A 26,982-nucleotide genomic window follows, 5' to 3' on the forward strand; every position below is an offset into this window, starting at 1 on the left:
CCAGGAGCTCTGGATGCCTCTGACCGCCGCCTCCCTCCGCCGCGACAGCGCGCTGCCGCGCGCCTGGGAGGGGTTCGTCCCCGGACCCTGGGCGGATCGCATCGACGTCCGGGACTTCGTCCAGCGCAACTACACGCCCTACACGGGCGACGGTGCGTTCCTCGCCGGTCCGACGCCGCGCACCCTGGCGGTCTGGGACGAGCTGACGCCCATGTTCGCCGTCGAGCGCGAGAAGGGCGTCTACGACGTCGACGCCGCCACGCCGTCGACGATCACCTCGCACCGGCCCGGCTGGATCGACAAGGAGCGCGAGCTGATCGTCGGCCTGCAGACCGACGCGCCGCTCAAGCGCGCGATCATGCCCAACGGCGGCTGGCGGATGGTGGAGCAGGCGCTCGCCACCTACGGCTACGTCGCTCCGCGCGAGATCGTCGACGTGTTCACCAGGTACCGCAAGACCCACAACGACGGGGTGTTCGACGTCTATCCGCCCGCGGTGCGGGCGGCGCGCTCCAGCCACCTGATCACCGGCCTGCCCGACGGCTACGGTCGCGGCCGGATCATCGGCGACTACCGGCGGGTCGCGCTGTACGGCGTCGACGCGCTGATCGAGGGCAAGCGGCTGGAGAAGGCGTCCCTCGACATGGAGCGGTCGACGGAGGACGTGATCCGCGACCGAGAGGAGCTCGCGGAGCAGATGCGGGCCCTCGGCGAGCTGGCCCAGATGGCGGCCTCGTACGGCGTGGACATCAGCCGGCCGGCGCGCACCGCGCACGAGGCGGTGCAGTGGCTGTACCTCGCCTACCTCGGCGCGGTGAAGGAGCAGAACGGCGCGGCGATGTCGTTGGGCCGCACCTCGACGTTCCTCGACGTGTACCTGCAGCGCGACCTCGAGGCGGGCGTGCTGACGGAGGAGCAGGCGCAGGAGCTGGTCGACGACTTCGTCATCAAGCTCCGCATCGTGCGGTTCCTGCGGACACCGGAGTACGACGCGCTGTTCTCCGGCGACCCGACGTGGGTGACCGAGACGATCGGCGGCATGGGTGAGGACGGGCGCACTCTGGTGACCCGGACGTCGTTCCGGTACCTGCAGACGCTGCGCAACCTCGGCCCGGCGCCGGAGCCGAACCTGACCGTGCTGTGGAGCGAGCGGCTGCCCGAGGGGTTCAAGCGGTTCTGCGCCGAGATGTCGATCGACAGCTCGGCGATCCAGTACGAGTCGGACGAGCTGATCCGCTCCTCGTGGGGCGACGACGCGGCGATCTCCTGCTGCGTGTCCCCGATGCGGGTCGGCAAGCAGATGCAGTTCTTCGGTGCGCGGGTCAACCTCGCCAAGGCTCTGCTGTACGCGATCAACGGCGGCCGGGACGAGATGACGGGCCGGCAGGTCGGTCCGGTGACGGCGCCCGTCGAGGGCGAGGTGCTCGACTACGACGACGTGGTCGCCAAGCTCGACCGGATGCTCGACTGGGTGGCCCAGACCTACGTCGACGCCCTGAACTGCGTGCACTACATGCACGACAAGTACGCGTACGAGCGCCTGGAGATGGCGCTGCACGACCGCACGGTGCTGCGCACCCTCGCGTGCGGCATCGCCGGCCTGTCGGTCGTCGCCGACTCGTTGTCCGCCATCAAGCACACGACGGTGCGCGCGCTGCGCACCACCGACGGGCTGGTCACCGAGTACGCGATCGAGGGGGAGTACCCGACCTTCGGCAACGACGACGACCGCGTGGACGACATCGCCGCCTGGGTGGTGCGCACGTTCATGGCCAAGCTGCGCCAGCAGCCGACGTACCGCAACGCGCTGCACACGCAGTCCGTGCTGACCATCACGTCGAACGTCGTCTACGGCAAGGCGACCGGGTCCACCCCGGACGGTCGTCGGTACGGCGAGCCGTTCGCGCCCGGTGCCAACCCGATGAACGGCCGGGACACGCACGGCATGCTCGCCTCGGCGCTGTCCGTCGCCAAGCTGCCGTACTCCGAGGCGCAGGACGGGATCTCGCTGACCAGCTCCGTGCTGCCGTCCGGCCTGGGCCGCACCCGCGCCGAGCAGGTGGCCAACCTGGTCGGCCTGCTGGACGCGTACACGCTGTCCACGGGCTACCACATGAACGTCAACGTGCTCGACCGGACCACGCTGCTCGACGCGATGGAGCACCCGGAGAGCTATCCGCAGCTGACCGTCCGAGTCTCGGGGTACGCCGTGAACTTCGTCCGACTGACGCGCGAGCAGCAGCTCGACGTGCTGTCCCGTACCTTCCACGGTGCCGTATGAGCGGCGAGGTGGGCACCAACGTCGGTGGCACCGGCACGCTGGTCGCCGAACGGGCCGGTGCGCCCGTCGTGGAGCTGGGGCTGCCGCTGGTCGGCGGGTCGAACGTGCGGGCGCAGGGTGCCGGCACCTCGGGCCTGGAGACGGAGGAGCTCGAGCGCACCGAGCGGCTGGCGCAGGTGCGTACGGGCGAGCTCGGCTCCGTGCACAGCTGGGAGCTGGTGACCGCCGTCGACGGACCGGGCACCCGCATGACCGTCTTCCTCTCGGGCTGCCCGCTGCAGTGCCTGTACTGCCACAACCCCGACACGTGGGAGATGCGGCGCGGCACGAGCGTGACGGCCGACGAGCTGCTCCGGCGCATCGGTCGGTACCGGCGCGTGTTCGCGGCGACGGGTGGCGGCCTGACCATCTCCGGCGGCGAGCCGCTGATGCAGCCGGCGTTCGTGCGGCGGCTGCTGCGCGGCGCCAAGGCGATGGGCATCCACACCACCATCGACACGTCCGGCTACCTGGGTCGCGCCTGCACCGACGAGATGATCGACGACCTCGACCTGGTGCTGCTGGACATCAAGTCCGGCGACGAGGAGACGTACAAGCGCGTCACCGGCCGCGAGCTGGCACCGACCCTCGAGTTCGGCCGACGCCTTGCCGAGCACGGCACCCCGATGTGGATCCGGTTCGTCCTGGTGCCCGGCCTGACGGACGCGGTGGAGAACGTCGAGAAGGTCGCCGACCACGTGCAGGCGCTGTCCACGGTGCAGCGCGTCGAGGTGCTGCCGTTCCACCAGATGGGCCGCGACAAGTGGGCCGAGCTGGGCATGCGGTACGAGCTCGACGGCGTCCGGGCGCCGTCCTCCGAGCTCGTCGAGCGGGTTCGCGACCAGTTCCGCGCCCGCGGCCTCACGGTGATGTGAGCGGCGCCACAGCGGTGTGACCGAGGCCACAGGCTCCTGGCCTGGGCCCCAACTCATCCCAGGACCTATGACCCGAGTCGTCCCATGACTTCGCTCCTAGGGTGGTCAACGACCCCCCAAGGAGGAAGGCGTCCAATGTCGACTACCGCGACACCGGTCTCGACCGCAACACCCGCTGAGTGGACCGGCTTCGTGCCGGGGCCCTGGACCGACACGATCGACGTCCGGGACTTCATCCAGCGCAACTACGCGCCGTACACCGGCGACGCATCGTTCCTGGCAGGTCCCACCGCGAAGACGCTGGGCATCTGGGACACGCTGGAGAAGAAGTTCCTCTCGGTGGAGCGCGCGAAGCGCGTCTACGACGTCGACACCCACACGCCGGCGGACATCGACGCGTTCCCCGCGGGCTACATCAGCGAGGACGACGACGTGGTCGTCGGCCTGCAGACCGACGTGCCGCTCAAGCGGGCGATGATGCCCAACGGCGGCTGGCGCATGGTCGAGACCGCGATCAAGGAGGCGGGCCTCGAGCCCGACCCCGAGATCAAGCGGATCTTCACCCAGTACCGCAAGACGCACAACGACGCGGTGTTCGACATCTACACCCCGCGCATCCGCGCCGCGCGCAGCTCGCACATCGTCACCGGCCTGCCGGACGCCTACGGCCGCGGCCGGATCATCGGCGACTACCGCCGCGTGGCGCTGTACGGCGTCGACGCGCTGATCGCCGCGAAGCTGAAGGACAAGGACTCGGTCGCCGACCAGCCGTTCTCCGAGAACTGGGCCCGGTACCGCGAGGAGCACTCCGAGCAGGTCAAGGCGCTGAAGAAGCTCAAGCGGCTCGGTGAGCAGTACGGGTTCGACCTGGGTCGCCCGGCGCAGACGTTCCAGGAGGCGGTCCAGTGGACGTACTTCGGGTACCTCGCCTCGGTGAAGAGCCAGGACGGCGCCGCCATGAGCATCGGCCGGCTCTCGCAGTTCTTCGACGTCTACGCCGACCGTGACCTCGCCGCCGGCACCCTGACGGAGGAGGGCGCGCAGGAGATCATCGACGCGCTGGTCCTCAAGCTCCGCATCGTGCGCTTCCTGCGGACCATCGACTACGACCAGATCTTCTCGGGCGACCCGTACTGGGCCACCTGGTCCGACGGCGGCTTCGGCGAGGACGGGCGCCCGCTGGTCACCAAGACCTCGTTCCGCCTGCTGCAGACGCTGCGCAACCTCGGCCCGGCCCCCGAGCCCAACATCACGATCTTCTGGGACCCGGCGCTGCCCGACGGCTACAAGGACTTCTGCGCCGCGATCTCGATCGAGACCTCCGCCATCCAGTACGAGTCCGACGAGCAGATCCGCTGCCACTGGGGTGACGACGCCGCGATCGCGTGCTGCGTGTCCCCGATGACCATCGGCAAGCAGATGCAGTTCTTCGGTGCCCGCGTCAACGCGGCCAAGTCGCTGCTCTACGCGATCAACGGCGGGCGGGACGAGATGTCCGGCAAGCTGATCGTGCCGGGCTACGAGGCCGTGCAGGGCGACGGTCCGCTGGACTTCGACGAGGTCTGGGCCAAGTACGACCAGATGCTCGACTGGGTCACCGCGACCTACGTCGAGGCGCTGAACATCATCCACTACAGCCACGACAAGTACGCCTACGAGTCGATCGAGATGGCGCTGCACGACGACGAGATCGTGCGCACCCTCGGCTGCGGCATCGCCGGCCTGTCGATCGTGGCGGACAGCCTGGCGGCCATCAAGTACGCGAAGGTCACGCCGGTGCGCGACGAGACCGGCCTGGTCGTGGACTACGTCACCGAGGGTGAGTTCCCGGTGTACGGCAACGACGACGACCGTGCCGACGAGCTGGCCCAGCTGGTGGTCAAGACCGTCATGGACAAGATCCGCAAGCTGCCGACGTACCGCGACGCGGTGCCGACGCAGTCGGTGCTGACCATCACGTCGAACGTGGTCTACGGCAAGGCGACCGGGTCGTTCCCGTCGGGCCACCAGAAGGGCACGCCGTTCGCACCGGGCGCCAACCCGGAGAACGGCATGGACACGCACGGGATGGTCGCGTCCATGCTCTCGGTGGGCAAGCTCGACTACAACGACGCGCTGGACGGCATCTCGCTGACCAACACGATCACGCCCTCCGGCCTCGGCCGGGACAAGGACGAGCAGGTCGGCAACCTGGTCGGCATCCTCGACGCCGGCATGGGCGAGGGCCTGTACCACGCCAACATCAACGTGCTCTCCCGCGAGACCCTCGAGGACGCGATCGAGCACCCGGAGAAGTACCCGAACCTCACGGTGCGGGTGTCCGGCTACGCGGTGAACTTCGTCAAGCTCACCAAGGAGCAGCAGCTCGACGTGCTGTCCCGGACGTTCCACACGACCGCGTGAGGTCGTAGCGACGCACCGACGGGCCCGGTGCGGCGGATCATTCCCGCCGCACCGGGCCCGTCGTCGTTCCCGGCGTGCACCGTCCCGCGCCGAGGGGCGCGCGGGCCGGTGAAGGGCGGCCGGGTCAGTCCTGCGGCACGTCGGCCGTGCCCGGCGGCAGCAGCCGGTGTCCCAGGACTCGTTCGCTGTAGCCGGTGCGGTCCAGCAGTGGTGTCAGGCCTCCCAGGTGCGACGGCCAGCCCGCGCCGAGGATCATGCACAGGTCCACCTGGTCGGCCGAGGGCACGACGTGCTCGTCGAGCAGGTGGCCGACCTCGACGGTGAGCGCCGTCAGCACCGCGTCGAGCAGGCCGGGACCGTCCAGCGGCGTGTCCCGGCGGGGATGCTCGCGTGCGGCGTCGAAGACCGCCTGGATCGCCGGGTCGACGCGGCGCGGCAGGCCCGGTGCCGGGCGCGGCAGCACCACGGCCGTGCCGTCCGCGACCAGCCGCTCCAGGCCGGGGGAGCGTGGGAAGCGCTCGCCGAGGTCGGCACGCAGGGACGTCAGGACGTGCAGACCGACGGCCGGGCCGACGAGGTCGAACAGCTCGAACGGCGGCATCGGCAGGCCCAACCGGTCGAGCGCGTGGTCGGCGACCTGGACCGGTGTGCCGTCCTCGATGGCGCCGACCACCACGCCGAGCAGCAGGACCAGCAGGCGGTTCACCACGAACCCCGGACGGTCCAGCACCGGGACGGCCGTCTTGCCCAGGCGGGCGGCCACGTCGAGGCCGGTGGCGACCGCCGCGTCGTCGGTCTCCTGGGCCCGTACCACCTCGACGAGGGGCATCGCGGCGACGGGGTTGAAGAAGTGCAGGCCGACGACGCGTTCGGGATGGGCGAGCCCGGACGCCATCGCCGTGACCGAGAGCGCCGAGGTGTTGGTCGCCAGGACGGTGTCCGGGCCGACCACCTGCTCGAGCTCGGCGAACACCCGCTGCTTGACCGGCAGCAGCTCCGTGACGGCCTCTATGACCAGGTCGCACCCGGCGAGCGCGGACAGCTCCGTGCTGCCGGTGACGGAACCGACCACCCGGGCACCGGCGTCGGCGGACAGGCGTCCGGAGCCGACCATGCGCTCCACGGAAGAGCGGACCGCAGCCAGCCCGTGGGCCACCCGCTCCTCGTCCAGGTCCCGCATCACCACCGGCACCTTCAGGCGGCGGGCGAACAGCGTGGCGATCTGGGCGGCCATCAGTCCGGCGCCCACCACGCCGACCCGGGTGACCGGCCGGGCCAGCGCCGCGTCCGGCGCGTGCTGCGGACGCTTCGCTCCGCTGACCAGACCGAACGCGTAGACGCTGGCACGCATCTCGTCGGTCATCACCAGGTCGGCGAGGGCGTCGTCCTCCGCGGCGAACGCCGCCGCGCGGTCCGCCTCGCGTGCTGCTGAGAGCAGCCCGAGGGCGCGGTACGGCGCCGGACGGGAGCCGGCGACCGTCGCGTCGAGCACCTCGCGGGCACGTGCGACGGCGTGGGTCCACGTGGCCTCGTCGTCCAGCGGGCGGCGTTCGACGCGGACCGTGCCGTCGAGCACGTCGGCCGCCCACCGCACCGACTGCTCGAGGAAGTCGGCGGCATCCAGCACGACGTCCACCAGGCCGATGCGGGCCGCCTCCGCGGCGCCGTAGGGCTTGTTCGCCGCCGGGCGGGTCAGCACCACCTCGAGCGCCCGCTCGATGCCGACGAGGCGCGGCACCAGGTACGCGCCGCCCCAGCCCGGCACCAGCCCGAGCCCGGTCTCCGGCAGCCCGAGCGCCCGCACGTCCGACGACACCGTGCGGTACGCGCAGCTCAGGGCCAGCTCGAGGCCGCCGCCCAGCGCGACGCCGTTGACGAAGGCGAAGGTCGGCACGCCCATCGAGTGCAGCAGCTCGTACGCCGCGTGGCCGTTGCGACCCAGGGCCAGCGCCTGCTCCCGGGTCCGGACGGCCGTCACCTGCGTGAGGTCGGCGCCGGCGGCGAAGACCCACGGCTTGCCGGTCACCGCGACGGCGGTGAGCTCGCCGCGCCGCACGCGGACCTGCAGCGTCCGGAGCGCCTCGGTGAGCTCCGCGACCCCGGCGGGACCGAGCGTGGTCGGCTTGGAGTGGTCCAGCCCGTTGTCGACCGTGACCAGGGCGAGCGTGCCCAGGCGGCGGGGGAGGGTCACGTCCCGCACGCGAGCGTGCGCGACCCGTTCGGGGCGAGGTGCGGTGCTCATCGTGCGCTCCCGGTGTAGCTCGGGTTCTCCCAGATCACGGCGCCGCCCTGGCCGAGGCCGACGCACATCGCCGTGAGGCCGTACCGGACGTCGGGCCGCTCGGCGAACTGGCGGGCGAGCTGGATCATCAGCCGCACGCCGGAGGACGCCAGCGGGTGGCCGACGGCGATCGCACCGCCGTAGGGGTTGACCCGCGGGTCGTCGTCGGCGATGCCGAACGCGTCGAGGAACGACAGGACCTGCACCGCGAACGCCTCGTTGAGCTCGAACAGGCCGATGTCCTCGATGGTCAGACCGGCGCGCTGCAGAGCACGCTCCGTGGCTGGCACCGGACCGAGACCCATCACCTCCGGGTCCACCCCCGCGTAGCCGAAGCCGACCATCCGCATCCGCACGGGCAGACCGAGCTCGGTGGCGACGTCCTCGGCGACCAGCAGGCACGAGGCGGCGCCGTCGGTCAGAGGTGCGGACGTCGCGGCGGTGACGCGGCCGCCGGGGCGGAACGGGGTGGGCAGGTCGGCGACGCCCTCCAGCGTGGTGCCTGGGCGAGGTGGCTCGTCCGCCGTGGCCAGCCCCCAGCCGCGCTCGCGGTCGTAGACGGCCACCGGGACCAGGTCCGGCTCGATCTGCCCGGCGGCGAGTGCAGCGGCGTACCGCGCCTGGCTCGCCACGCCGTAGGCGTCGGCGCGTGCGCGGGTCAGTGCGGGGAACCGGTCGTGCAGGTTCTCGGCCGTCGCTCCCATGCTGAGCGCCTCGCCGTCGACCAGACGCTCGACGACGAAGCGGGGGTTCGGCTCGGCCCCGGACCCCATGGGGTGGTGGCCCATGTGCTCCACGCCGCCGGCCAGCGCGACGTCCTGCGCGCCGACCGCGATGGCCGAGGCGGTCGCCGTCACCGCGGTCATGGCACCGGCGCACATCCGGTCCACGGCGAACCCGGGGACCGTGCGGGGCAGGCCGGCCAGCAGGCTGACGGTCCGGCCGAGGGTGAGCCCCTGGTCACCGCTCTGCGTCGCGGCAGCGATCGCCACGTCGTCGATCCGGTCCAGCGGGAGCTGCGGGTGCCGGCGCACCAGCTCCCGCACGGTGCGGACGGCGAGGTCGTCGGCACGGGTGCCGGCGTAGAGGCCGTCCGGCCGGGCGCGGCCGAACGGTGTGCGCACACCGTCGACGAAGGCGACCGAACGAACGGTGCGGGCGGGCGAGGTCGGCATCGGGCCTCCTGGGACGGCAGTGTCCGGATGCCTCTGTGGCTAGGACCTACGTCCCAGATGCAGAAGGCTACCGAAGAGTAACACCGCGTCCGTCAGCTGGCCGTGACACCGATCGTCGGCGTCAGCAGGGGGGCCATCAGGTCCACCTGCCACGGGCGTGCACCACCCGCGACCAGCGCAGCCCGCACCGCCTCCAGATCCGCCGGCACGGGCGGTGACCAGCACAGCCGCCGCAGCAGGTCCGGCTGCAGCAGGTTCTCCGCCGGCACGTTCCAGGCCTGCGAGGTCGTGGCGACCACCGCGCGCGCGGCCGCCAGCCTCGCGGCGGCGTCGGGGTCGCGGTCGGCCCAGGCACGTGGGGGTGGCGGTGCGTCCGACCGTGGCCCGCGCACGCTCGGCAGCTCGCGCTCGGGCAGCGCGAGCGCTCGGTCGATCGCCGACTGCCAGAGGGCCGCGCGGCGCCGGGTCCCCTTACCGGCGAACTGCGGGAGCGCGACGAGCTGGGGGACGGTCCGCGGCAGCGCCTGGGCGGCCGCGACGATCGCGTGGTCGGGCAGCACCCGTCCCGGCGAGATGTCCCGCTGCCGGGCGTTCGCGTCCCGGGTCTCCCACAGCTCACGCACCACGGCGAGCCGGCGTGCGTCACGCACGGCGTGCAGGCCGGACACGCGGCGCCAGGGCTCCACGCGAGGTGCCGGTGGCGCGGCCGTGCGCTCCGCCTCGAACTCCTGCGCGGCCCACTCCGCCTTGCCGGCCGCAGCCAGCCGCTCGGCGAGGATCTCCCGCACCGGCACCAGCAGCTCGACGTCGAGGGCGGCGTAGCGGAGCCACTCCAGCGGGAGCGGTCGGGTGGACCAGTCCACCGCCGAGTGCTCCTTCGCGAGGCCCAGGCCGAGCGTCTCTGCGACCACCGCGGCGAGACCGACCCGCTCCATGCCGAGCAGCCGCGCCGCCAGCTCGGTGTCGAACACCCGCGAGGCGCGCAGGCCCTGCTCGGCGAGCCCGGGGAGGTCCTGGGACGCCGCGTGCAGCACCCACTCGACGCCGACGAGCGCCTCGGACAACGCCGAGAGGTCCGGCAGCGCGACGGGGTCGATCAGGGCCGTGCCGGCGCCTTCCCGTCGGAGCTGGACGAGGTAGGTGCGCTGCCCGTAGCGGTAGCCCGACGCGCGCTCGGCATCGACGGCCACCGGGCCCGTGCCGTTGCCGAAGGCCTCGACGACCTCGGCCAGCGCCTCGGCGGTGTCCACCACGGGGGGTATGCCGTCGGCGGGCTCGGTGAGGGGGACGACCTCGACGGCGGCAGGGCCCTCGTCGTCGGCAGCGGGACCGCCGACGACGTCCAGCTCGTCGCGCTCGTCCGTCACGAGGCCACCGTAGGCGAGTCCGGCCCCGGCTCCGCGCACCGGACCCGCGTGCCGCTCCGGTGCGATGCCCAACTGAGCACGCCTGAGCGACCTGCGGTCAGTCGAGGAGCCCGCCGCGCAGGGCGATCGCGACGAGCTGCGCGCGGTCCCCGGTGCCCAGCTTGCGGGAGATCCGGGCCAGGTGGCTCTTCACGGTCAGCGCGGACAGCCCGAGCAGGTCGCCGACCTCCCGGTTGGAACAACCCTGCGCCACGTGCCGCAGCACGCCGATCTCGCGCACGGACAGGTCGGGCGCGGCCGCTGGTGCCGTCCGGCTCTCCTGCGGGCGCCCCGTCGCCACGACGGCACCGCGGGCTCCCTGGCTGAGCAGCGAGCTGACCTCCGCTGGCTCAGCCCGTCGCGCGAGGACGACGACCGTCCCGAGGTCGCGCCCGCGCAGCGCCTCGAGGGCGCCTGCAGCGGCCCCGCCCAGCTCGTCCACCACGACGCAGGACGAGGCGCGCTTGGGTGCCGGGATGACCCCGGGCCGGGGCACGGCCGGCAGCCGCGGGTCTCGGCGCAGCGGCTGGATGCTCACACCGGGGCATCGGCACCCGGCCGTGACGGCTTGAGCCCGAGCGCGTCTACGTCACCGGCGCGGGCTCAACGACACCACGCCGTCGGGCAGCGGTTCGAGGCCGGCGGCCGTGCAGAGCAACCGGGTCCACGCCAGGAGGTGCGGGCGCAGGTCCTCGTCCGTCGCCGTCCAGGAGGCACGGATCTCCAGGTCGCTGCTCTCCTCACGAGGGCCGAGCGAGCCGAAGCTCTGCGACAGCACGCGCGTGACGGTGCCACCGGCGGCATGGGGCGGGACGCCTGCGTCCGCGAGGGAGTCGAGGAACCAGGACCACGCCACCTCCGCGAGCAGGGGGTCGGCGCCGAGCTCGTGGTCCAGCCCGGCGCGGACCAGCGTGACCAGCCGGAACTGGCCCTCCCAGGCCTCCTGGCCCTCGGGGTCGTGCAGCACGACGAACCGGCCCGAGGCGAGCTCGTCGGCCGCGACGGACCGGCGGGCCGAGCGCACCTCCGCCGTCAGCGCGGCGGTGTACGGGGCGATCCGGGCGGGGCCGGGCACCTCGTCGAGCACCACCTCGGGGCGGACGGGAACCCCCCGCAGCGAGCGCAGCGCGCGGACGAACACCGCGGGCACGTCGTCCGGGGCAGCCACGTCGGCAGCGTACGCACCTGAGGTCCCGTCCAGCCCCCGGCACGCCGCGGGGCTGCTCAGGGGCCCGCACTAGGCTGACCGAGGCCCATCGCGACCTCAAGGAGCGCTCGTATGTCCGTCAGCAGCACCTCGACAGCGACCCCCACCGCGCAGATCGGTGTGACGGGTCTGGCCGTGATGGGCCGGAACCTCGCGCGGAACCTCGCCCGGCACGGCTACACCGTGGCGCTGCACAACCGGTCGCAGGCGCGCACCGACTCGCTTGTCGCCGAGCACGGGGACGAGGGGACCTTCGTGCCGTCGTCGTCGATGGAGGAGTTCGTCGGCAACCTGGTCCGGCCGCGCACCGTGATCGTCATGGTCAAGGCGGGTGCGCCGACCGATGCGGTGATCGACGAGCTGGTGCCGCTGCTCGAGCCGGGCGACATCGTGGTGGACGCCGGCAACGCGCACTTCCCCGACACGGTGCGGCGCGAGGCGGCGCTGCGCGAGAAGGGGCTGCACTTCGTCGGCACCGGCGTCTCGGGGGGCGAGGAGGGGGCGCTGAACGGGCCGTCGATCATGCCCGGCGGCACCGCGGAGGCCTACGCCACCCTCGGCCCGATGCTCGAGGCGATCTCGGCGCACGTGGACGGCGAGCCGTGCTGCACCCACGTCGGCCCGGGCGGCGCCGGCCACTTCGTCAAGATGGTGCACAACGGCATCGAGTACGCCGACATGCAGCTGATCGCGGAGGCGTACGACCTGCTGCGGCAGGGGCTCGGCGCATCGGCGGCGGCGATCGGCGACGTCTTCGCCACCTGGAACACCGGGGACCTCGAGTCGTACCTGATCGAGATCACCGCGGACGTGCTGCACCACGTGGACGCCGAGACGGGCGCGGCGTTCGTCGACGTCGTGGCCGACCGGGCGGAGCAGAAGGGCACCGGCCGCTGGACGGTGCAGAACGCCCTCGACCTCGGGGTGCCGATCACCGGGATCGCCGAGGCGACCTTCGCGCGGGCCCTCTCCGGCGGGGTGGCGCAGCGCGACGCGGCCCGCGGGGTGCTGCCGGCCGCCGTCGAGCCGTGGGCCGTCGACGACGCCGAGGCGTTCATCGACGACGTGCGCGCCGCGCTCTACGCCTCCAAGGTCGTCGCCTACTCGCAGGGGTTCGACCAGATCGCCGCCGCCTCGGCGCTGTACGGCTGGGACGTCGACCGCGGTGCGATGGCCCGCATCTGGCGTGGCGGCTGCATCATCCGCGCCCGCTTCCTCGGACGCATCACCGAGGCCTACGAGCGGGACGCCGACCTGCCGCTGCTGATCGCCGACCCGTACTTCGCCGGCGTGATCGGTGACGGGCTCGCCGCCTGGCGGCGCGTCGTGGCGGCCGCGGCGCTGCACGGCGTCTCGACGCCGGCGTTCGCGTCGTCGCTGGCGTACTACGACGGGGTGCGCGCCGAGCGCCTGCCGGCGGCGCTGATCCAGGCGCAGCGGGACTTCTTCGGTGCGCACACCTACCAGCGGGTCGACAAGGACGGCTACTTCCACACCGGCTGGTCGGAGGACCGCTCGGAGCAGCCCGCCTGACGAGCGCGGCACAGGGCCGGCCGCATCGCCCGTGGGTGGCGCGGCCGGCCCCGTGGCCGTCCGGCGAGGTCAGTGCCGCCGCAGCGTCCGGAGCACGCGCTTCGCCAGCGGGACCGCCTGCACCCACAGCCGGTACAGGGGTGAGAACGGCACGTCCACGGTGCCGACGAGCTGGTCCTCGTGCTTGGCGAACGAGCGCTTGAAGGTCGAGACGCCGTCGTTCAGCAGGCCGTTCACGTCGTAGCGCAGCAGACCGGCGTCCTGTGCCAGCCGGACCGCGAACCACTTGACCGGGGCGTTCGCGCGCGCCTTGCGGCCGGCGTCGTTCACACCGCCGTAGAGCTCGAACGCGGTGGCACCGGACATCACGTCCCAGACGAACGAGCAGGGCCTGCCCTCGTGGAACGCCGCGACCACCACCGAGGCGTCACCGAGCTCGCGGTGGATGGACAGGTAGTACTCCGGGCCGTGCAGCGCGAAGCCGGCGTGCTGCGCGGTCTCGCGGTACACCTCGAGCACCGCGCGGACCTCCGCCTCGTCGGTCACCCGGCGGATCTCCACCTCCCGGCCGCCGCTGCGCACGTCCGCACGGGTGGTGCGGCTCATCGCCGCCATGAGCTCGTCCGCGCTCCGGGTCAGGTCGAGGACGATCGTGCTCGGCAGCAGGATCGGCTGGTCGCCGCGGACGGCGCCGGTCACGGGCAGCGAGGTGCCCTCGGGCCAGTCCGGCTCGAAGGACACGCCCACCCCGCCGACGTTGGCGCGGCACCACGAGACGACGGCCTGCGCCACGGCGGACCGCATCGCCTCGTCGCCGACGCCGTAGCCGACGGCCGCGGTGGGGTCGGTGGGCGCGACGGCCGGCCCGCGGGGCACGTAGGAGAGCGCCCGGAAGGGGAAGGGCAGCCGACGCACGAGCACCTGGGCGACGCCCACGGTGCGGTCGGCCGCGGTGACGTGGAGCCGGTGCGCACGCCACGGACCCGTGGCCTTGACCTCGCCCCAGCCCCACAGCTGCAGCGGGTGACCACCGAGCTCACGGACCAGCGCGTCCCACGCCGCCCGGTCGTGGACGGGCGTGACGACGAGCGGCGAAGGGGTGGTGGGCACGACGGGCATCCTATCGACGGGGCTCGACGCGGCTCTCGGAGGCCTCTCGAGCGACGCCGGCCGCACCGGCCGGCGACACGGCGGTCGATAGGCTGAGCGTCGCCCCGCTGGGCACGCACCCGCGCCACCCGGCCCTGCGGTGCCACACCCCCCGAGCCATCGGAGCGCCATGTCAGCGACCAACGACGCCGTGGTGGCGATGCTCGCCGCACGCACCGGTACGGACCCGGCCGACTGGTTCCTGGTGCACAAGGCGCGGTACGGCATGGAGGTCGTCTTCCGCGCCCTGGCGGACCTGCGCGGCGCCGGTGACGTGGTCACGCAGGTGTTCACCTGCTGCACCGCGGTCGACCCGGTGCTGGTCGCCGGGCTGCGTCCGGTGTACGCCGAGGTCTCGCCCGACTCCATCGCGATCGACCCGGCGCGGGTGCTGCTCGGCGCCGCGACGCGTGCCGTCGTGCTGCAGAACACCTTCGGCATCGTGGACGACGCCGCGGCGGTCCGGCTGCGCGGGCAGGCGCACGACGCGGGCGCGCTGCTGGTCGAGGACAGCGCCCACTGCGTCGGGACCCTGGCCCGGGACGAGCAGGGCGAACCGGTGGCGGACGTGTCGATCCACTCCTTCGGCGCGGAGAAGATGCTGCCGACGCGCTTCGGGGGTGCCGTCTGGGTCGACCCCCGCCTGGGGGACGGCGCGTTGCGGGAGCGGCTGGTCCGCGACCTCGTCGCGCTGCCGGTGCCCGGGCGCCGGCAGGACCTCGCCGCCCGCCTGTACGTCAACGAGCTCCGGGTGCTGAACCGCCTCCCGAAGGGTGTCTCCGGTCCGTTCCGCGACGCGCTGACGGCCGCGGGAGCGTTCGACCCGCCGGTCGCACCGGTCGAGCGCCGTGGCGGCCTGTCGGCACGGGCGAGCGGACCGTCGCCGTGGGTCGCGGCGCAGATGCGCGCCGTGCTGCCGTCGCTGGAGGACGTGGAGGCGCGCCGCGCCGCGGCGGTGCGCGAGTACGTCCGCGCACTGGCCGGCGTCGTGCAGGTCCCTGCAGGCATCGGTGACGGCCGCCCCCTGGTGCGGTTCCCGTTCTTCGCCTCCGACGCGGCTGCCGCCGAGCGCCTCTTCAACGCCGTCTCCGATGCGGGCTTCTACGCCGGCCGCTGGTACCGGCCCGCGCTGTTCCCCGGTGTGGAGGACCCCGCCGTCTACGGCTATGCGCCGGGTGACGGCTCGCTCGCCACGACGGAGGACCTGATCGCGCGCGTCGTGAACCTGCCGACCGGGGTCGACGTCCCGGACGCCCGGCGCATCGCCGGCGTGGTGCTCGCGGCTATCGGTTGAGGCGGTTGCGCGCGTAGCGGACGTTGTCCAGCGTGTGGCGCAGGTCGATCCGCAGCAGGTCGACCTGCCGGGCCACGCTCCGGTCCGGCGCGTACCGCAGCGTGTGGGTCACGCCCCGGCGGGCGGCCGCGCGGACCTGTCCGCGCAGGGACGCCGGGGTGTAGGCGAGCACCACCGGGTACGGGACGTTGATCCACAGCCGCTCGTCCGTGGTGATCACCTCGGGGAGGTCCTGCTCGTACACCAGGTCGTCGACGAAGCAGCGGGTGAGGTTCCCGCCCGCAGCCATCGTGTAGTAGCTGGTGGCGCCCTGCCGCAGGTTGATCTCCAGCACCTTGCTGGTACCGGTCCGGCGGTCGTGCATCAGGTCGAAGTTGGCCGAGCCGACGTACCCGACGCTGTCGAGCAGCCGGCGCAGCGACTCGGTCAGCTCCGCGTCCGCCATGCTGACGATCGCGTTGTTGTTGCCGACCATCGTCGGGTCGTACTCGGTCAGCACCACCTGGCCCAGGGACGCGAAGCGCATCACCCCGTGCCGGTCGGAGTACGTGTTGGCCACCCGCATCACGGACTCGTCGCCCGCGATGTACTCCTGGACCAGCAGGTCACCGACGTAACCGGCGGAGAAGATCCGGTCCACCAGCACCCGCAGCTCGGCCGCGTGCTGCACCAGGTACACCTTCTGCTTGCCCTCGAACCGCAGGCGCGGGTAGGTGTCGGTGTCGGACGGCTTGAGGATCACCGGGTACGGGAAGGGCAGGTCCGCACCGAGCGCGGTGTCGCCGGCCTGGTCCTGACGCACGACCACGGTCTCCGGGTGCGGCACGCCCAGCTCGGCGCACGTGCGGTAGAAGTCCGTCTTGTCCATCAGCCGGTCCGCGAGCGGCTTGTGCACCAGCGGCACGATGAAGTCGTCCTCGAGCTCGGCCCGGTGCTCGATGAGGATGTTCGTGTAGAACTCGATGTTCGCCAGCAGCAGCCGCTTGCGGCCGGGGAACTCGGCGGCCAGCTTCTTCAGCGTCGCGACGACGAACTCCGGCGAGCTGAAGTCGCGGTACGCCCGCACGTCGATGATCGACGAGTGCGCCGTCTCGCGGAGCGCCGCACGGCCGAGGGCCAACGAGCGGATGCCGAACGCCTCGTGCAGCGACCGGGCCTGGTTGTAGGCGTTGACGCTGGTCCCCAGGATGATGGGGAGGAAGTCGGCGTTCCCGTACGTCGTCCCGGCTGCGTCCGTCATCCCGGCGGGTTCTCCGTTCCTGCACGCCCGGCCGCGGCGGTCCGGTGCGCGGTCATCCTACGGGCGGCCTCCCGGGGCCCGGGGCGTCCCGGGAGCGGCGCGGCCGCACGTGGGCGGCTCGACCGGTCGACCCGGTGGGCTCAGCCGAGCTCGCTGGTGCCTCGGTAGAGGTGCAGCACGGGCAGCTTCAGCTCCTCGCGTGCGCGCGACGCCCAGTCGCGGTGGAACGTGTCCTCGAGCAGGTGCGGGTCGGTGACCACCGCGACCTCCCGAACGCCGCCCTCCGCCACGGCGGCCCGCAGCGCGGGGATCGGGTCGTCCTGGACCACCGACCCGACCGCGCTCCGACCGGCGGCCTCGAACGCGGCCAGCGTGCCTGCCAGCTGCTCGGTCGCCGTCGCCTTGGCCTGCGGCTCCGTCGGCTCCTTGCCGACCGCGCGGTCCCACGCCTCGCGCAGCTCGCCGAGACTCAGGGAGTCCACGATCCACGGCAGGAGCGGCCGCTGCGTGTCCGCCGGCACCAGCACCCGGTACTGCAGCACCTCGTCGGTGTGCAGCGCGATCAGCTTGTCGACGTCCGCGGGGGACAGGGTGTCCTCGATGAGGACGACGATCGTGTCGGTCACGCGACGAGCCTAGGTGGTCCGGCGTGCAGGCGGTCCGTCGCCCGGCGCGGCGTGCCGCCGAGGCGGACGTAGGGTGGGCGACCGTGACCGACTCCACCGTGCGCGCGGGGAGCCTGGTCGGACGCAGCCCGGCACCGTCGCCGCAGCGGCTGCTCGCGGAGCTGGTGCCACCACGGCACTTCGCGGCCGAGACGTTCGACACCTATCGGCCCGACCCGGCGCACCCCTCCCAGGCGGCGGCGCTCGACCGGCTGCGCCAGGCGGCCGCCGCGGTGGTCGGTTCGGAGCATTCCGGCGGCTGGCTGCGCCGACGGAGGCGTGGGCGGCCACCGGCCCTCTACCTCGACGGCGGCTTCGGCGTGGGCAAGACGCACCTGCTCGCCGCCCTCGCCCATGCGGTGGGCCGCGAGGGCACGGCGTACGGCACCTTCGTCGAGTACACCAACCTGGTCGGCGCGCTGGGCTTCCGGGCCACCGTCGAGGCGCTCGCGGCGCACCGGTTGGTGTGCATCGACGAGTTCGAGCTGGACGACCCCGGTGACACCGTCCTGATGTCACGGCTGCTGCGCGAGCTCGCCGACCGTGGGGTGGCACTGGCGGCGACGTCGAACACGCTGCCGGAGTCGCTCGGTGAGGGCCGGTTCGCCGCCGAGGACTTCCTGCGGGAGATCCAGGCGCTCGCCGAGCGGTTCGAGGTGCTGCGGATCGACGGTGAGGACTACCGGCACCGGCGCCCCGTCACCGACCGCACGGGGCTGCCCGACGAGGCCGTCCGTGCGGCGCTCGCCGGCCGGGACGACGCGACGCTCGACGACTTCGGCGACCTGCTGGAGCACCTCGCCCACGTGCACCCCAGCCGGTACGGCGCCCTGCTGGACGGCGTCGCCCTCGTCGGCCTCACCGGTGTGCGGCCGGTGCTCCGGCAGGACGTCGCACTGCGGCTCGTCGTCCTGGTGGACCGGCTCTACGACAGGGACGTGCCCGTGCTGCTCGGCGGCTCCGGCGAGCAGGGGCTGTTCTCGGCCGAGATGCTGCACGGCGGCTACCGCAAGAAGTACTACCGAGCTCTGTCCCGGCTCGGCGCACTGGCTGCGGACGGCGCCGCCATCGCCTGACCGACGCGCGATCGTCGGCCGCCGACGCGCGCGGTGGCCCGACGGCGGCCGACCGCGGGGCTCAGGCGAGGACGACGACGCTCCGTGCCGGGACGCGGACGGGGAGGATCCCGCCCTCGACGGTGCCGACCTGCGTGCCCGGCGCCCAGGCGGCGCGGACCGAGACGGGCTCCCGCGGCGCCGCGACCGGTACGTCGAGGGCTCGCTCGGCCAGGTTGACCACCACACGGGCGGCACCCCGGCCCACGACGAGCCACCCGTGGTACGCGCCGCGGGGGTCCGACGCCGGGAGGAACGCGAGGCTGGTCGCGGACCGGTCACCGCTGCGCAGGTCCGGGACGGCACGGCGCAGGGCGATCAGCTGGCGGTACCAGTCGAGCAGCCGGGCGTGGTCGGGCCGGCCGGGCTCCGACCAGTCGAGCTTGCTGACCAGGAACGTCCGGGGGTCCTGCGGGTCGGGCACCTCGACCGGGCCGCCGTAGACGTCCACGTCCCCGTGCCCGGCGAACTCCGCCCGCCGGCCGTCGCGAACGGCGGCCCCCAGCTCGGCGTCGGCGTAGTCCGTGAAGTACTGGAACGGGGTGCTCGCGCCCCACTCCTCGCCCATGAACAGCATCGGGCTGAAGGGCGACAGCAGGATGAGTGCGGCCTCCGCGGCCAGACCACCGCCGTCCAGGTGCGCCGACGGGCGGTCGCCCAGGGCGCGGTTGCCCACCTGGTCGTGCGTGCTGGCGGCGACGACGAAGCGGCGGCCGTCCACGTCGTCCGGCACCGGACGGCCCCAGCGTCGCTGCCGGAACGTCGACCACCCGCCCGTGTGCCGGAACGCCCCGGTGAGCACCGACTCGAGCTCGGCCGGCGTGCCGAAGTCGACGTAGTAGCCCTGCCGCTCGCCGGTGACCAGGGCGTGGACGGCGTGGTGCACGTCGTCGTCCCACTGCCCGGTGAGCCCCCAACCGCCGGAGGTGACGGGCTCGACGGTCACCACGTCGTCCAGGTCCGACTCCGCGACCAGCGACAGGGGTCGGCCGAGGCGGTCCGCGAGGCGGGCCACCTCGGTGGACAGCTGGGCCAGGACGTGCGCCGGCGAGCCGTCCTGCAGGGCGTGGACGGCGTCGAGCCGGAGGGCGTCGACGTGGAAGTCCGTGAACCACCGGAGGGCGTTGTCGCAGATCCAGCGGCGGACGTGCGGCGATCCCGGACCGTCGAGGTTGATCGCGTCGCCCCACGGGGTGCTGTGCCGGTCCGTGAAGTACGGGGCGAACTGCGACAGGTAGTTCCCGGAGGGACCGAGGTGGTTGTGGACGACGTCCAGGCACACGCCCACCCCGGCGCCATGGGCGGCGTCGACGAACGCCTGCAGCGCTGCGGGACCGCCGTAGGCCTCGTGCACCGCGTACGGGGCGACGCCGTCGTACCCCCAGCCGTGCTGACCGTCGAACGCCGCGAGAGGCATGAGCTCGACCAGGTCGACGCCCAGGTCCACCAGGTGCTCCAGGCGGGAGGCCGCCGCCGCCAGGGTGCCCTCGGGGGTGAACGTCCCGACGTGCAGCTCGTACGTGACGGCTCCACGTGCGTCGACGCCGGACCAGCCCGTGTCGTGCCACGGGTGGCGGTCGGCGTCGAACACCCGGGACAGCCCGTGCACCCCGTGCGGCTGCCACGCCGAGCGGGGATCCGGCCGGGCGGGACCGCCGTCGAGCCGGTAGCCGTAGTCCGTCCCGTCCGGCAGGTCGACCTCGCCCGTCCACCACCCGTCCGCCGAGCGGTGCAACGCACCGATCTGCCCACCGTCGGCGCCGACCAGCTCCACGACGGTCGGGTTCGGCGCCCAGACGCGCGGGATCACACGGCCCCCGCGACGAGCAGCGCCACCGGCAGCCGGTCCAGGAGCGGGCCGACGGGCTGCACACCGCCCGGCACCTCGCGGTCCGTCAGCACGTCGTGCCACGTCCCCTCCGGCAGGGCCACCGTGTGGTCGGCCCACCCGTCCAGCCGCTCGACCGCGGCGCCGAGCCGCGTGGCGACCACGACCACCCGGGCCTCGCCGGCGACCGTGCGCGCGTACGTCAGGCTGTGGCCCGACGAGTGCGCGAGCGGCACGAAGCCTGCCTCCGGGCCGGTGAACGCCTCGGTGACGTCGCGCCGGACCCGCAGCGCACGGGACGTCACCAGGAGCTTCTCGTCCGTGAGCGTGCGGGGGACCGCGCCGTTGTCGAGCCGGTCGAGCCGCGCGGCCAGGTCGTCGGTGTCCACCGGCCGCCGGTTGTCCGGGTCGACGAGCGTCACCGCCGGCACCTCCGTGCCCTGGTACACGTCGGCGACGCCCGGGAGCGTCAGCTGCACCAGCTTGGTCCCGAGCGTCGCCGCCCGAACCGCCGGACGGGTGCGCAGCTCCCACCCGGTGAAGAGCTCGACGACGGCGGGGTCCTCGAGGGCGTGGCGCGCGAGCGACACGACGGCCTGCTCGTACGCGTCGTCGGGGCTCGCCCACGACGTGTGCGACTTCGCCTCGCGCACCGCCTTGACCAGGTAGCCCACCAACCGGTCCGCCTCGATCGGCCCCGGGGCGGTCCAGGTGCCGGCGAGCGTCTGCCACAGGAGGTTCTCCGCCCGGCCGTCGACCAGGGCGCTGCGGAACGGTGCGCTCGTGCGGTGCAGGGCGTCGACGAGGGCGGACCACTCGTGCGGCAGCTCGGACAGCACGCCGAGGCGGGCCCGGGTGTCCTCGCCGCGCTTGGTGTCGTGCGTGGACAGCGTCGTCATCGCCAGCGGCGCCACCACCTGGGCGCGTGACGCCCACGCGGCCAGGTCGGTGGGGGTCAGGGCGAAGCGCTCCGGTTCGCCGCCGACCTCGCAGAGCGCCGTCAGCTGCGTCCAGCGGTAGTACGCCGTGTCCTCGACGCCCTTCGCCTGGACCGCCCCGCACGTCTGCTGGAACCGCACCACCAGCTCGTCGCGGCGCGGGTCGCGGGTGCGTCCGGCGCTGCCCGCCTCGCGGCCGAGCAGCAGGTCGACGACCACGTCCATCGTCTCGGCGCGCTCCTCGCTCAGCCTGCGGCGCGCCCGTGCCGCCGCGGACTGCAGCGCCTCGACGGCCTCCGGGTGCGGTGCCGTCCCGGGGACCACGTACGCGCGGTACCGGTCCAGCTCGACGAGGAGCCCGACGAGGCACTCGTGCAGCGCGCGCCAGGTGTGGTCTCGCAGCCGGACGTCGTCGTGGCAGATGCCCGCCGCCAGCTCGGTGAGCCGGTGCACCTCCGCGTACAGCGTGCCCTCGACCACCTCGGACTTCGCCTGCGCGACGATCCCCGGGAACGCGTCCGACGTGTCGCCGGCGAGCCGGTGCATCACGGATCCCAGCAGCGCGGCACCGCCGGGGTCGACGAAGGTCTGCTGCACGCGCCACAGCGCGTCGTACCCCGTGGTGCCGGCCGTCCACCAGTCGCCGGGCACCTGCTCGTCGCCCGCCAGGATCTTCTCGACCACCACCCAGGCACCGTCGGTCGCCTCGCGCAGCCGCTCCAGGTAGCCGGCCGGGTCCGCCAGACCGTCGGGGTGGTCGATCCGCAGCCCGTCGATCGTGCCCTCGCGCAGCAGCTGCAGCACGAGCGCGTGCGTCGCGTCGAAGACGGCCGGGTCCTCGACCCGGACGGCGACCAGCGTGTCGACGTCGAAGAAGCGTCGGTAGTTCAGCTCCTCGTCCGCGACCCGCCAGTAGGCCAGCCGGTAGTGCTGCCGCTCCAGCAGCTCCGCGAGCGGGAGCGACTCCGTGCCCGTGCGCACCGGGAACACGTGCTCGTGGTAGCGCAGCACCGCCCGAGCGCCGTCGCCCAGCACGTCCTCCTGCTCGAGCGTCAGCTCACCACGCGCCAGCACCGTCCCGATCCGGTCGCCCAGCACGGGGATCAGCAGCGCGCCCTCGCCCCCCGACCAGTCGACGTCGAACCAGGAGGCGTAGGGGCTGTCCGGCCCCTCGGCCAGCACCGACCACAGGGGCCGGTTGTGCCAGACCGGGGTGGGCACCGCCATGTGGTTCGGCACGATGTCGAGCACCAGGCCGAGCCCGGCGTCGTGGGCCGCCCCGGCGAGCCGGCGCAGGCCGGCGAGGCCTCCCAGCACGGGGGAGACCTCGTCGTGCGCCACCACGTCGTAGCCGTGGGTGGACCCGGGCGCCGCCCGCAGCACGGGAGACAGGTACAGATGGCTCACGCCCAGGCCGGCGTAGTACGGCACGTGGGCGGCGACGTCGTCGAACGTCAGGTCCGGTCCGAGCTGCAGGCGGTAGGTCGACACCGGCACCGGGTGGCCGGGTGAGACCAGCCGACGGGCCGGTGTCGCACGCTCGCTCACGAGCCCTGCCGGTGGGTCGCGGACGCCCGCGGCCGCGTCACGCGCGAGGCCTCGCGGGACGCGGACTCGGCGGCCCCCGAGCCGGACGCGACGGGCGAGGACGTCGTCGGCGGACGGGTGAGCAGCACCAGCGACCGCTGCTCCAGGGTCAGGCGTGCGCGCGGGCGCAGCACCTTGCCGGGCGGTACCTGCGAGTCCGTGTCCAGGACCGCCGTCCAGCGCTCGCCGTAGTCGCGCTTCGGCAGCGTGAAGGTGGTCTTCTCGAAGTGTCCGTTGAACAGCATGAGGAAGCTGTCGTCGACGATCGACTCGCCGCGACGGTCGGGCTCGGCGATCGCCTCACCGTTGAGGAACACCATGACCGAGCGCGCCTGGTCGTTGTTCCAGGCCGAGTCCTCCATGTGCTGGCCCGCCGGCGTGAACCAGGCGATGTCCCGCAGGTCGGACTCACCGCCGTGGTCGGGGCGGCCGGCGAAGAACCGGCGCCGGCGGAACACCGGGTGGTCGCGGCGCACCTCGATCACGCGGCGGGCGAACTCGAGCAGCTCCTCCCGCTCCTCGTCGAGGTCCCAGTCGACCCACGCGAGCTCGTCGTCCTGGCAGTACACGTTGTTGTTGCCCTGCTGGGTGCGACCGAGCTCGTCGCCGTGCGCGATCATCGGCACGCCCTGGGACAGCAGCAGCGTCGCGAGGAAGTTGCGCCGCTGGCGGTTCCGCAGCACCCGGATGCTCGGGTCGTCCGTCGGGCCCTCCGCACCGCAGTTCCACGACCGGTTGAAGCTCTCCCCGTCCCTGTTGTCCTCGCCGTTGGCCTCGTTGTGCTTCTCGTTGTACGAGACCAGGTCCGTCAGCGTGAAGCCGTCGTGCGCCGTGACGAAGTTGATGCTCGCGAGCGGCCGACGGCCGGTGTGCTCGTACAGGTCCGACGAGCCGGACAGCCGGCTCGCGAACTCGCCGAGGGTCGACGGCTCCCCGCGCCAGAAGTCCCGCACCGTGTCCCGGTACTTCCCGTTCCACTCGGTCCACAGCGGGGGGAAGCCGCCCACCTGGTAGCCCCCGTCACCGAGGTCCCACGGCTCGGCGATCAGCTTGACCTGGGACACCACCGGGTCCTGCTGGACGATGTCGAAGAAGGCGGACAGCCGGTCCACCTCGTGGAACTGGCGGGCCAGGGTGGCGGCGAGGTCGAAGCGGAAGCCGTCGACGTGCATCTCCTGCACCCAGTAGCGCAGCGAGTCCATGATCAGCTGCAGCACGTGCGGGGAGCGCATCAGCAGCGAGTTGCCCGTGCCGGTGGTGTCGAAGTAGTGCTCCTGGTCGTCGTCGACCAGCCGGTAGTAGTTGGCGTTGTCGATGCCGCGGAAGCTGAGCGTCGGCCCCAGGTGGTTGCCCTCGGCGGTGTGGTTGTAGACGACGTCAAGCAGCACCTCGATGTTGGCGTCGTGCATGGCCTTGACCATCCCCTTGAACTCCTGCACCTGCTGCCCCGAGCGCGCGAAGGCGGAGTAGCCGTTGTGGGGCGCGAAGAACCCGATGGTGTTGTAGCCCCAGTAGTTGGACAGGCCGCGCTCGACGAGGGCCGGGTCCTGGACGAACTGGTGCACGGGCATCAGCTCCACCGCCGTCACGCCGAGCGACGACAGGTGCTCGATGACGGCCGGGTGGCCCAGTGCGGAGTACGTCCCGCGCAGCTCCTCCGGGACCGCCGGGTGGCGCTCGGTGAGCCCCTTGACGTGGGCCTCGTAGATCACCGACTCGTGGTACTCGTGCTGCGGCGGCCGGTCGTGGCCCCAGTCGAAGAACGGGTTCACGACGATGCCGGTCATGGTGTGCGGCGCCGAGTCCAGCACGTTGCGCTGCGACGGGTCCGAGAAGCGGTACGAGTACAGCGACTCGTGCCCGTCGATCTGGCCGTCCACCGCCTTGGCGTAGGGGTCGAGCAGCAGCTTCGAGGGGTCGCAACGGTGCCCGTGCGCGGGGTCGTACGGGCCGTGCACCCGGTAGCCGTAGCGCTGGCCGGGCGCCACCGCGGGTACGTAGCCGTGCCAGACGAAGGCGTCCACCTCCGGCAGGTCCACCCGTCGCTCGGTGCCGTCGGGGTCGATCAGGCACAGCTCGACGCGCTCCGCCACCTCGGAGAACAGGGCGAAGTTGGTGCCGGCGCCGTCGTACGTCGCGCCGAGGGGATAAGGGTGTCCGGGCCAGATGACCATGGGGTCAGCGTGCCAGGCCGGGCCGACAGCGGCCTGGTGGACCGGGGCGAGGAGCGTCACACCCGTCCGGAGCCCTGCCCCTAGGGGCGGTCGGGGACCAGTGGGTCCTCCGTGCCGACCCGCACGGGCTCCGGCACACGGGCGCGCGCCACCAGCGTGGAGCCGACCAGCACGAGCACGAACGCGGCGGCGGCCGTCGGCGCATGTCCGCGAAGGGCGTGGTCCCCGGCCAGCACGACGCCGAGCACGGCGGACACGCACGTCTCGGTGGTGACGCTCACCGCCGTCACAGGCACCACACCCGCCCGACCAAGAGCGAGCACCTGCAGCGCCAGGCCGCACACCCCGGCAGTCATCGCCGCCCACACCAGCGGGAGCGTGAGCACCGCCGGGCCGGTGACCGGTCCGGCGAGCCGGGCGCCGACCGCCAGCAGGGCGAACCCGCAACCGGCCAGCGCGGCGAGCACCAGACCGGTGCCGCGCGACGGCCGGACCACGCTCACGAGCCACCCGGTGGCGACCAGCGCCACCGCGACGCCGACGGCGGCCAGGCCGACGGTCGAGCCGGCCGCGACGGCCGGCTGCGCCCCGACCGACGTCGCGAGCAGCACCAGCCCCGTGGACACCAGGCCGATGCCGCTCCACTCCGGCGCTCGCAGCCGCATACCGAGCACGGGGATCGCGAGGAGGGCGGCCACCACCAGGTTCGCGGCCCGGACGGACTGCACGACGAAGAGTGGCAGCCGCTGCAGAGCGACGACGGCGAGCAGGAAGCCTCCCGCCGTCAGCAGCAGCGCCATCAGGTAGGTCGGCGCCCGGAGCAGGCGACCGACGAGCCGCAGGTCCAGGTGCGCACCGGCGGGCAGCCGCCGTGCGGCGACGGCCTGCAGCACCTGACCGGTGCCGGACAGGACCGCGGCGCCCGCGGCACCCGCGAGGGCCAGCACCATCATCGCGACCGCACGGTGCGCCAGCTCAGCGCTGCACGTCCACGACCAGCCGCGCCGGTGCGGTCAGGGCGAACACGCGGAACGGGGCGCCGGCCCGGGCGACGCCGACGAACGCCTGCGTCTGCCCCTCGAACACCCCGCGCAGCTGGACCTCCTGCACCACCGGCAGGCCCGGGTGCAGCGGGCTGCCGGTCCACTCCTTCTGGCCGGTGTCGGTCGGGTACCCGGTGCCGCTGATGATCACCTGCAGCACGCCCGCTCCCTGCACCTGCACCGGCTGCCCGCTGGGGTCGTCGACCGCCTTGTCCACGTACCCGACGCGCCACCCCGGCGCCCCGGTGCCGCCGAGCTCGAACACGACCCGGTCGTAGCCGTCGTGCGTCGCCGTCCGGACGTCGGTCACGGTCAGGGCCGCGTCCTTCGACGGGTCGGCCGTGACGGTGTCCACCGAGGTCGGGAACGGCGCCCCGGTCTCGGTCTCCGTCGCGGACGGCTCCGGCGACGAGCTCGCGGTGGCGGTGGGCGACGGGGACGTGGCGGCAGCCGCCGCGGCCGTCGTCGTCGTGCCGCCGCTGCCCGAGCCGGGCGTGGGTCCGGCGCACGCCGCGACGGCGAGGACGCCGAGCGCGGTCAACGTGAGCAGACCGGTGCGCAGGATGCCGGTACGCGCCGCAGCGCCTGAGCCGAGCCGCATGGTGACCACCCTCGGATGCTAGGCGCTGGCGGGGGTGTCCGACCGTCTGCGATCGCGACGCGCCGCCATCGGGTGACGTGCCGGCGCACCGACGCGCATCCGTGCGGTCCCACGGGTGGTGGCCGCGCTCCGGTCCGGCCACGATGGC

Annotated in this window: 18 protein-coding genes and 1 pseudogene; 6 read left to right on the forward strand and 13 right to left on the reverse strand. The window is 73.2% G+C overall.

Annotated elements, in window-relative coordinates:
• Positions 1 to 13: 13 nt before the first annotated feature.
• The 3 genes from pflB (ACFQTY_RS12460) (at position 14) to pflB (ACFQTY_RS12470) (ending at position 5,598) form a co-directional block, all read left to right on the forward strand.
• Positions 14 to 2,281 (forward strand): formate C-acetyltransferase, encoded by a 2,268-nt coding sequence (gene pflB, locus ACFQTY_RS12460; RefSeq protein WP_378100864.1) that lies wholly within the window; start codon positions 14 to 16, stop codon positions 2,279 to 2,281.
• Positions 2,278 to 3,195, forward strand: coding sequence for a pyruvate formate-lyase-activating protein (gene pflA, locus ACFQTY_RS12465; RefSeq protein WP_378100866.1), 918 nt, complete (start codon positions 2,278 to 2,280; stop codon positions 3,193 to 3,195). The genes pflB (ACFQTY_RS12460) and pflA overlap by 4 nt, the downstream gene beginning before the upstream one ends.
• Positions 3,196 to 3,330: 135 nt before the next feature.
• Complete coding sequence (gene pflB, locus ACFQTY_RS12470) at positions 3,331 to 5,598, forward strand: formate C-acetyltransferase (RefSeq protein ID WP_378100868.1); 2,268 nt, start codon at positions 3,331 to 3,333, stop codon at positions 5,596 to 5,598.
• 124 nt (positions 5,599 to 5,722) lie between these two features.
• Here pflB (ACFQTY_RS12470) and ACFQTY_RS12475 read toward each other — a convergent pair whose 3' ends face one another.
• From ACFQTY_RS12475 to ACFQTY_RS12495, 5 genes and pseudogenes are all read right to left on the reverse strand, one after another.
• On the reverse strand, positions 5,723 to 7,840 hold the full coding sequence (locus ACFQTY_RS12475; protein ID WP_378100870.1) for a 3-hydroxyacyl-CoA dehydrogenase NAD-binding domain-containing protein: 2,118 nt from the start codon (positions 7,838 to 7,840) through the stop codon (positions 5,723 to 5,725).
• Positions 7,837 to 9,054 carry a thiolase family protein gene (locus ACFQTY_RS12480; RefSeq protein WP_378100872.1) on the reverse strand — a complete coding sequence of 406 codons (1,218 nt, stop codon included), beginning with the start codon at positions 9,052 to 9,054 and terminating at the stop codon, positions 7,837 to 7,839. Before ACFQTY_RS12480 ends, ACFQTY_RS12475 begins: the two co-directional genes overlap by 4 nt.
• Positions 9,055 to 9,146: 92 nt before the next feature.
• Positions 9,147 to 10,421, reverse strand: coding sequence for an HRDC domain-containing protein (locus ACFQTY_RS12485; RefSeq protein WP_378100875.1), 1,275 nt, complete (start codon positions 10,419 to 10,421; stop codon positions 9,147 to 9,149).
• A 97-nt stretch (positions 10,422 to 10,518) separates the two neighbouring features.
• Positions 10,519 to 10,707: pseudogene (locus tag ACFQTY_RS12490) on the reverse strand (response regulator transcription factor); the annotation flags it as partial.
• A 342-nt stretch (positions 10,708 to 11,049) separates the two neighbouring features.
• Positions 11,050 to 11,628: a DUF3000 domain-containing protein gene (locus ACFQTY_RS12495; protein WP_291762909.1), complete on the reverse strand. Its 579-nt coding sequence runs from the start codon at positions 11,626 to 11,628 to the stop codon at positions 11,050 to 11,052.
• Positions 11,629 to 11,739: 111 nt separating this feature from the next.
• On the opposite strand from ACFQTY_RS12495, the gene gndA reads away from it, so the two are divergent.
• Positions 11,740 to 13,200, forward strand: coding sequence for an NADP-dependent phosphogluconate dehydrogenase (gndA, locus tag ACFQTY_RS12500; RefSeq protein WP_378100877.1), 1,461 nt, complete (start codon positions 11,740 to 11,742; stop codon positions 13,198 to 13,200).
• A 69-nt stretch (positions 13,201 to 13,269) separates the two neighbouring features.
• Here the strand turns inward: gndA and ACFQTY_RS12505 are convergent, their stop codons facing one another.
• On the reverse strand, positions 13,270 to 14,310 hold the full coding sequence (locus ACFQTY_RS12505; protein WP_378100879.1) for a lipid II:glycine glycyltransferase FemX: 1,041 nt from the start codon (positions 14,308 to 14,310) through the stop codon (positions 13,270 to 13,272).
• A gap of 169 nt (positions 14,311 to 14,479) precedes the next feature.
• Here ACFQTY_RS12505 and ACFQTY_RS12510 point away from each other — a divergent pair, with 169 nt between their 5' ends.
• On the forward strand, positions 14,480 to 15,643 hold the full coding sequence (locus ACFQTY_RS12510; protein WP_378100881.1) for a DegT/DnrJ/EryC1/StrS family aminotransferase: 1,164 nt from the start codon (positions 14,480 to 14,482) through the stop codon (positions 15,641 to 15,643).
• Here the strand turns inward: ACFQTY_RS12510 and ACFQTY_RS12515 are convergent.
• Both ACFQTY_RS12515 and ACFQTY_RS12520 read right to left on the reverse strand, forming a co-directional pair.
• The gene (locus ACFQTY_RS12515; protein ID WP_378100883.1) at positions 15,633 to 16,883 is read right to left on the reverse strand and encodes a hypothetical protein; all 1,251 of its coding nucleotides are present in this window, start codon (positions 16,881 to 16,883) and stop codon (positions 15,633 to 15,635) included. The two genes, ACFQTY_RS12510 and ACFQTY_RS12515, sit on opposite strands and share 11 nt — an antisense overlap.
• A 140-nt stretch (positions 16,884 to 17,023) precedes the next feature.
• The gene (locus ACFQTY_RS12520) at positions 17,024 to 17,509 is read right to left on the reverse strand and encodes a hypothetical protein (RefSeq protein ID WP_378100885.1); all 486 of its coding nucleotides are present in this window, start codon (positions 17,507 to 17,509) and stop codon (positions 17,024 to 17,026) included.
• Between the two features lie 83 nt (positions 17,510 to 17,592).
• On the opposite strand from ACFQTY_RS12520, the gene zapE reads away from it, so the two are divergent.
• A complete protein-coding gene (gene zapE, locus ACFQTY_RS12525; RefSeq protein ID WP_378100887.1) occupies positions 17,593 to 18,624 on the forward strand; it encodes a cell division protein ZapE in 1,032 nt (343 codons plus the stop codon).
• A 61-nt stretch (positions 18,625 to 18,685) separates the two neighbouring features.
• Here zapE and treZ read toward each other — a convergent pair whose 3' ends face one another.
• The 5 genes from treZ to ACFQTY_RS12550 all read right to left on the reverse strand — a co-directional run bounded on the left by treZ (position 18,686) and on the right by ACFQTY_RS12550 (position 26,834).
• Positions 18,686 to 20,473, reverse strand: coding sequence for a malto-oligosyltrehalose trehalohydrolase (treZ, locus tag ACFQTY_RS12530; RefSeq protein ID WP_378100889.1), 1,788 nt, complete (start codon positions 20,471 to 20,473; stop codon positions 18,686 to 18,688).
• Positions 20,470 to 22,977, reverse strand: coding sequence for a malto-oligosyltrehalose synthase (gene treY / locus ACFQTY_RS12535; RefSeq protein WP_378100891.1), 2,508 nt, complete (start codon positions 22,975 to 22,977; stop codon positions 20,470 to 20,472). The genes treZ and treY overlap by 4 nt, the downstream gene beginning before the upstream one ends.
• Positions 22,974 to 25,190 (reverse strand): glycogen debranching protein GlgX, encoded by a 2,217-nt coding sequence (gene glgX / locus ACFQTY_RS12540; RefSeq protein ID WP_378100893.1) that lies wholly within the window; start codon positions 25,188 to 25,190, stop codon positions 22,974 to 22,976. The genes treY and glgX overlap by 4 nt, the downstream gene beginning before the upstream one ends.
• An 80-nt stretch (positions 25,191 to 25,270) precedes the next feature.
• Positions 25,271 to 26,143 carry a hypothetical protein gene (locus ACFQTY_RS12545; protein WP_378100895.1) on the reverse strand — a complete coding sequence of 291 codons (873 nt, stop codon included), beginning with the start codon at positions 26,141 to 26,143 and terminating at the stop codon, positions 25,271 to 25,273.
• Between the two features lie 22 nt (positions 26,144 to 26,165).
• A complete protein-coding gene (locus tag ACFQTY_RS12550) occupies positions 26,166 to 26,834 on the reverse strand; it encodes a hypothetical protein (RefSeq protein WP_378101784.1) in 669 nt (222 codons plus the stop codon).
• Between the last annotated feature and the right edge of the window lie 148 nt (positions 26,835 to 26,982).

The sequence above is a fragment of the Cellulomonas sp. T2.31MG-18 genome (assembly GCF_964266755.1).
Lineage (GTDB): Bacteria > Actinomycetota > Actinomycetes > Actinomycetales > Cellulomonadaceae > Cellulomonas.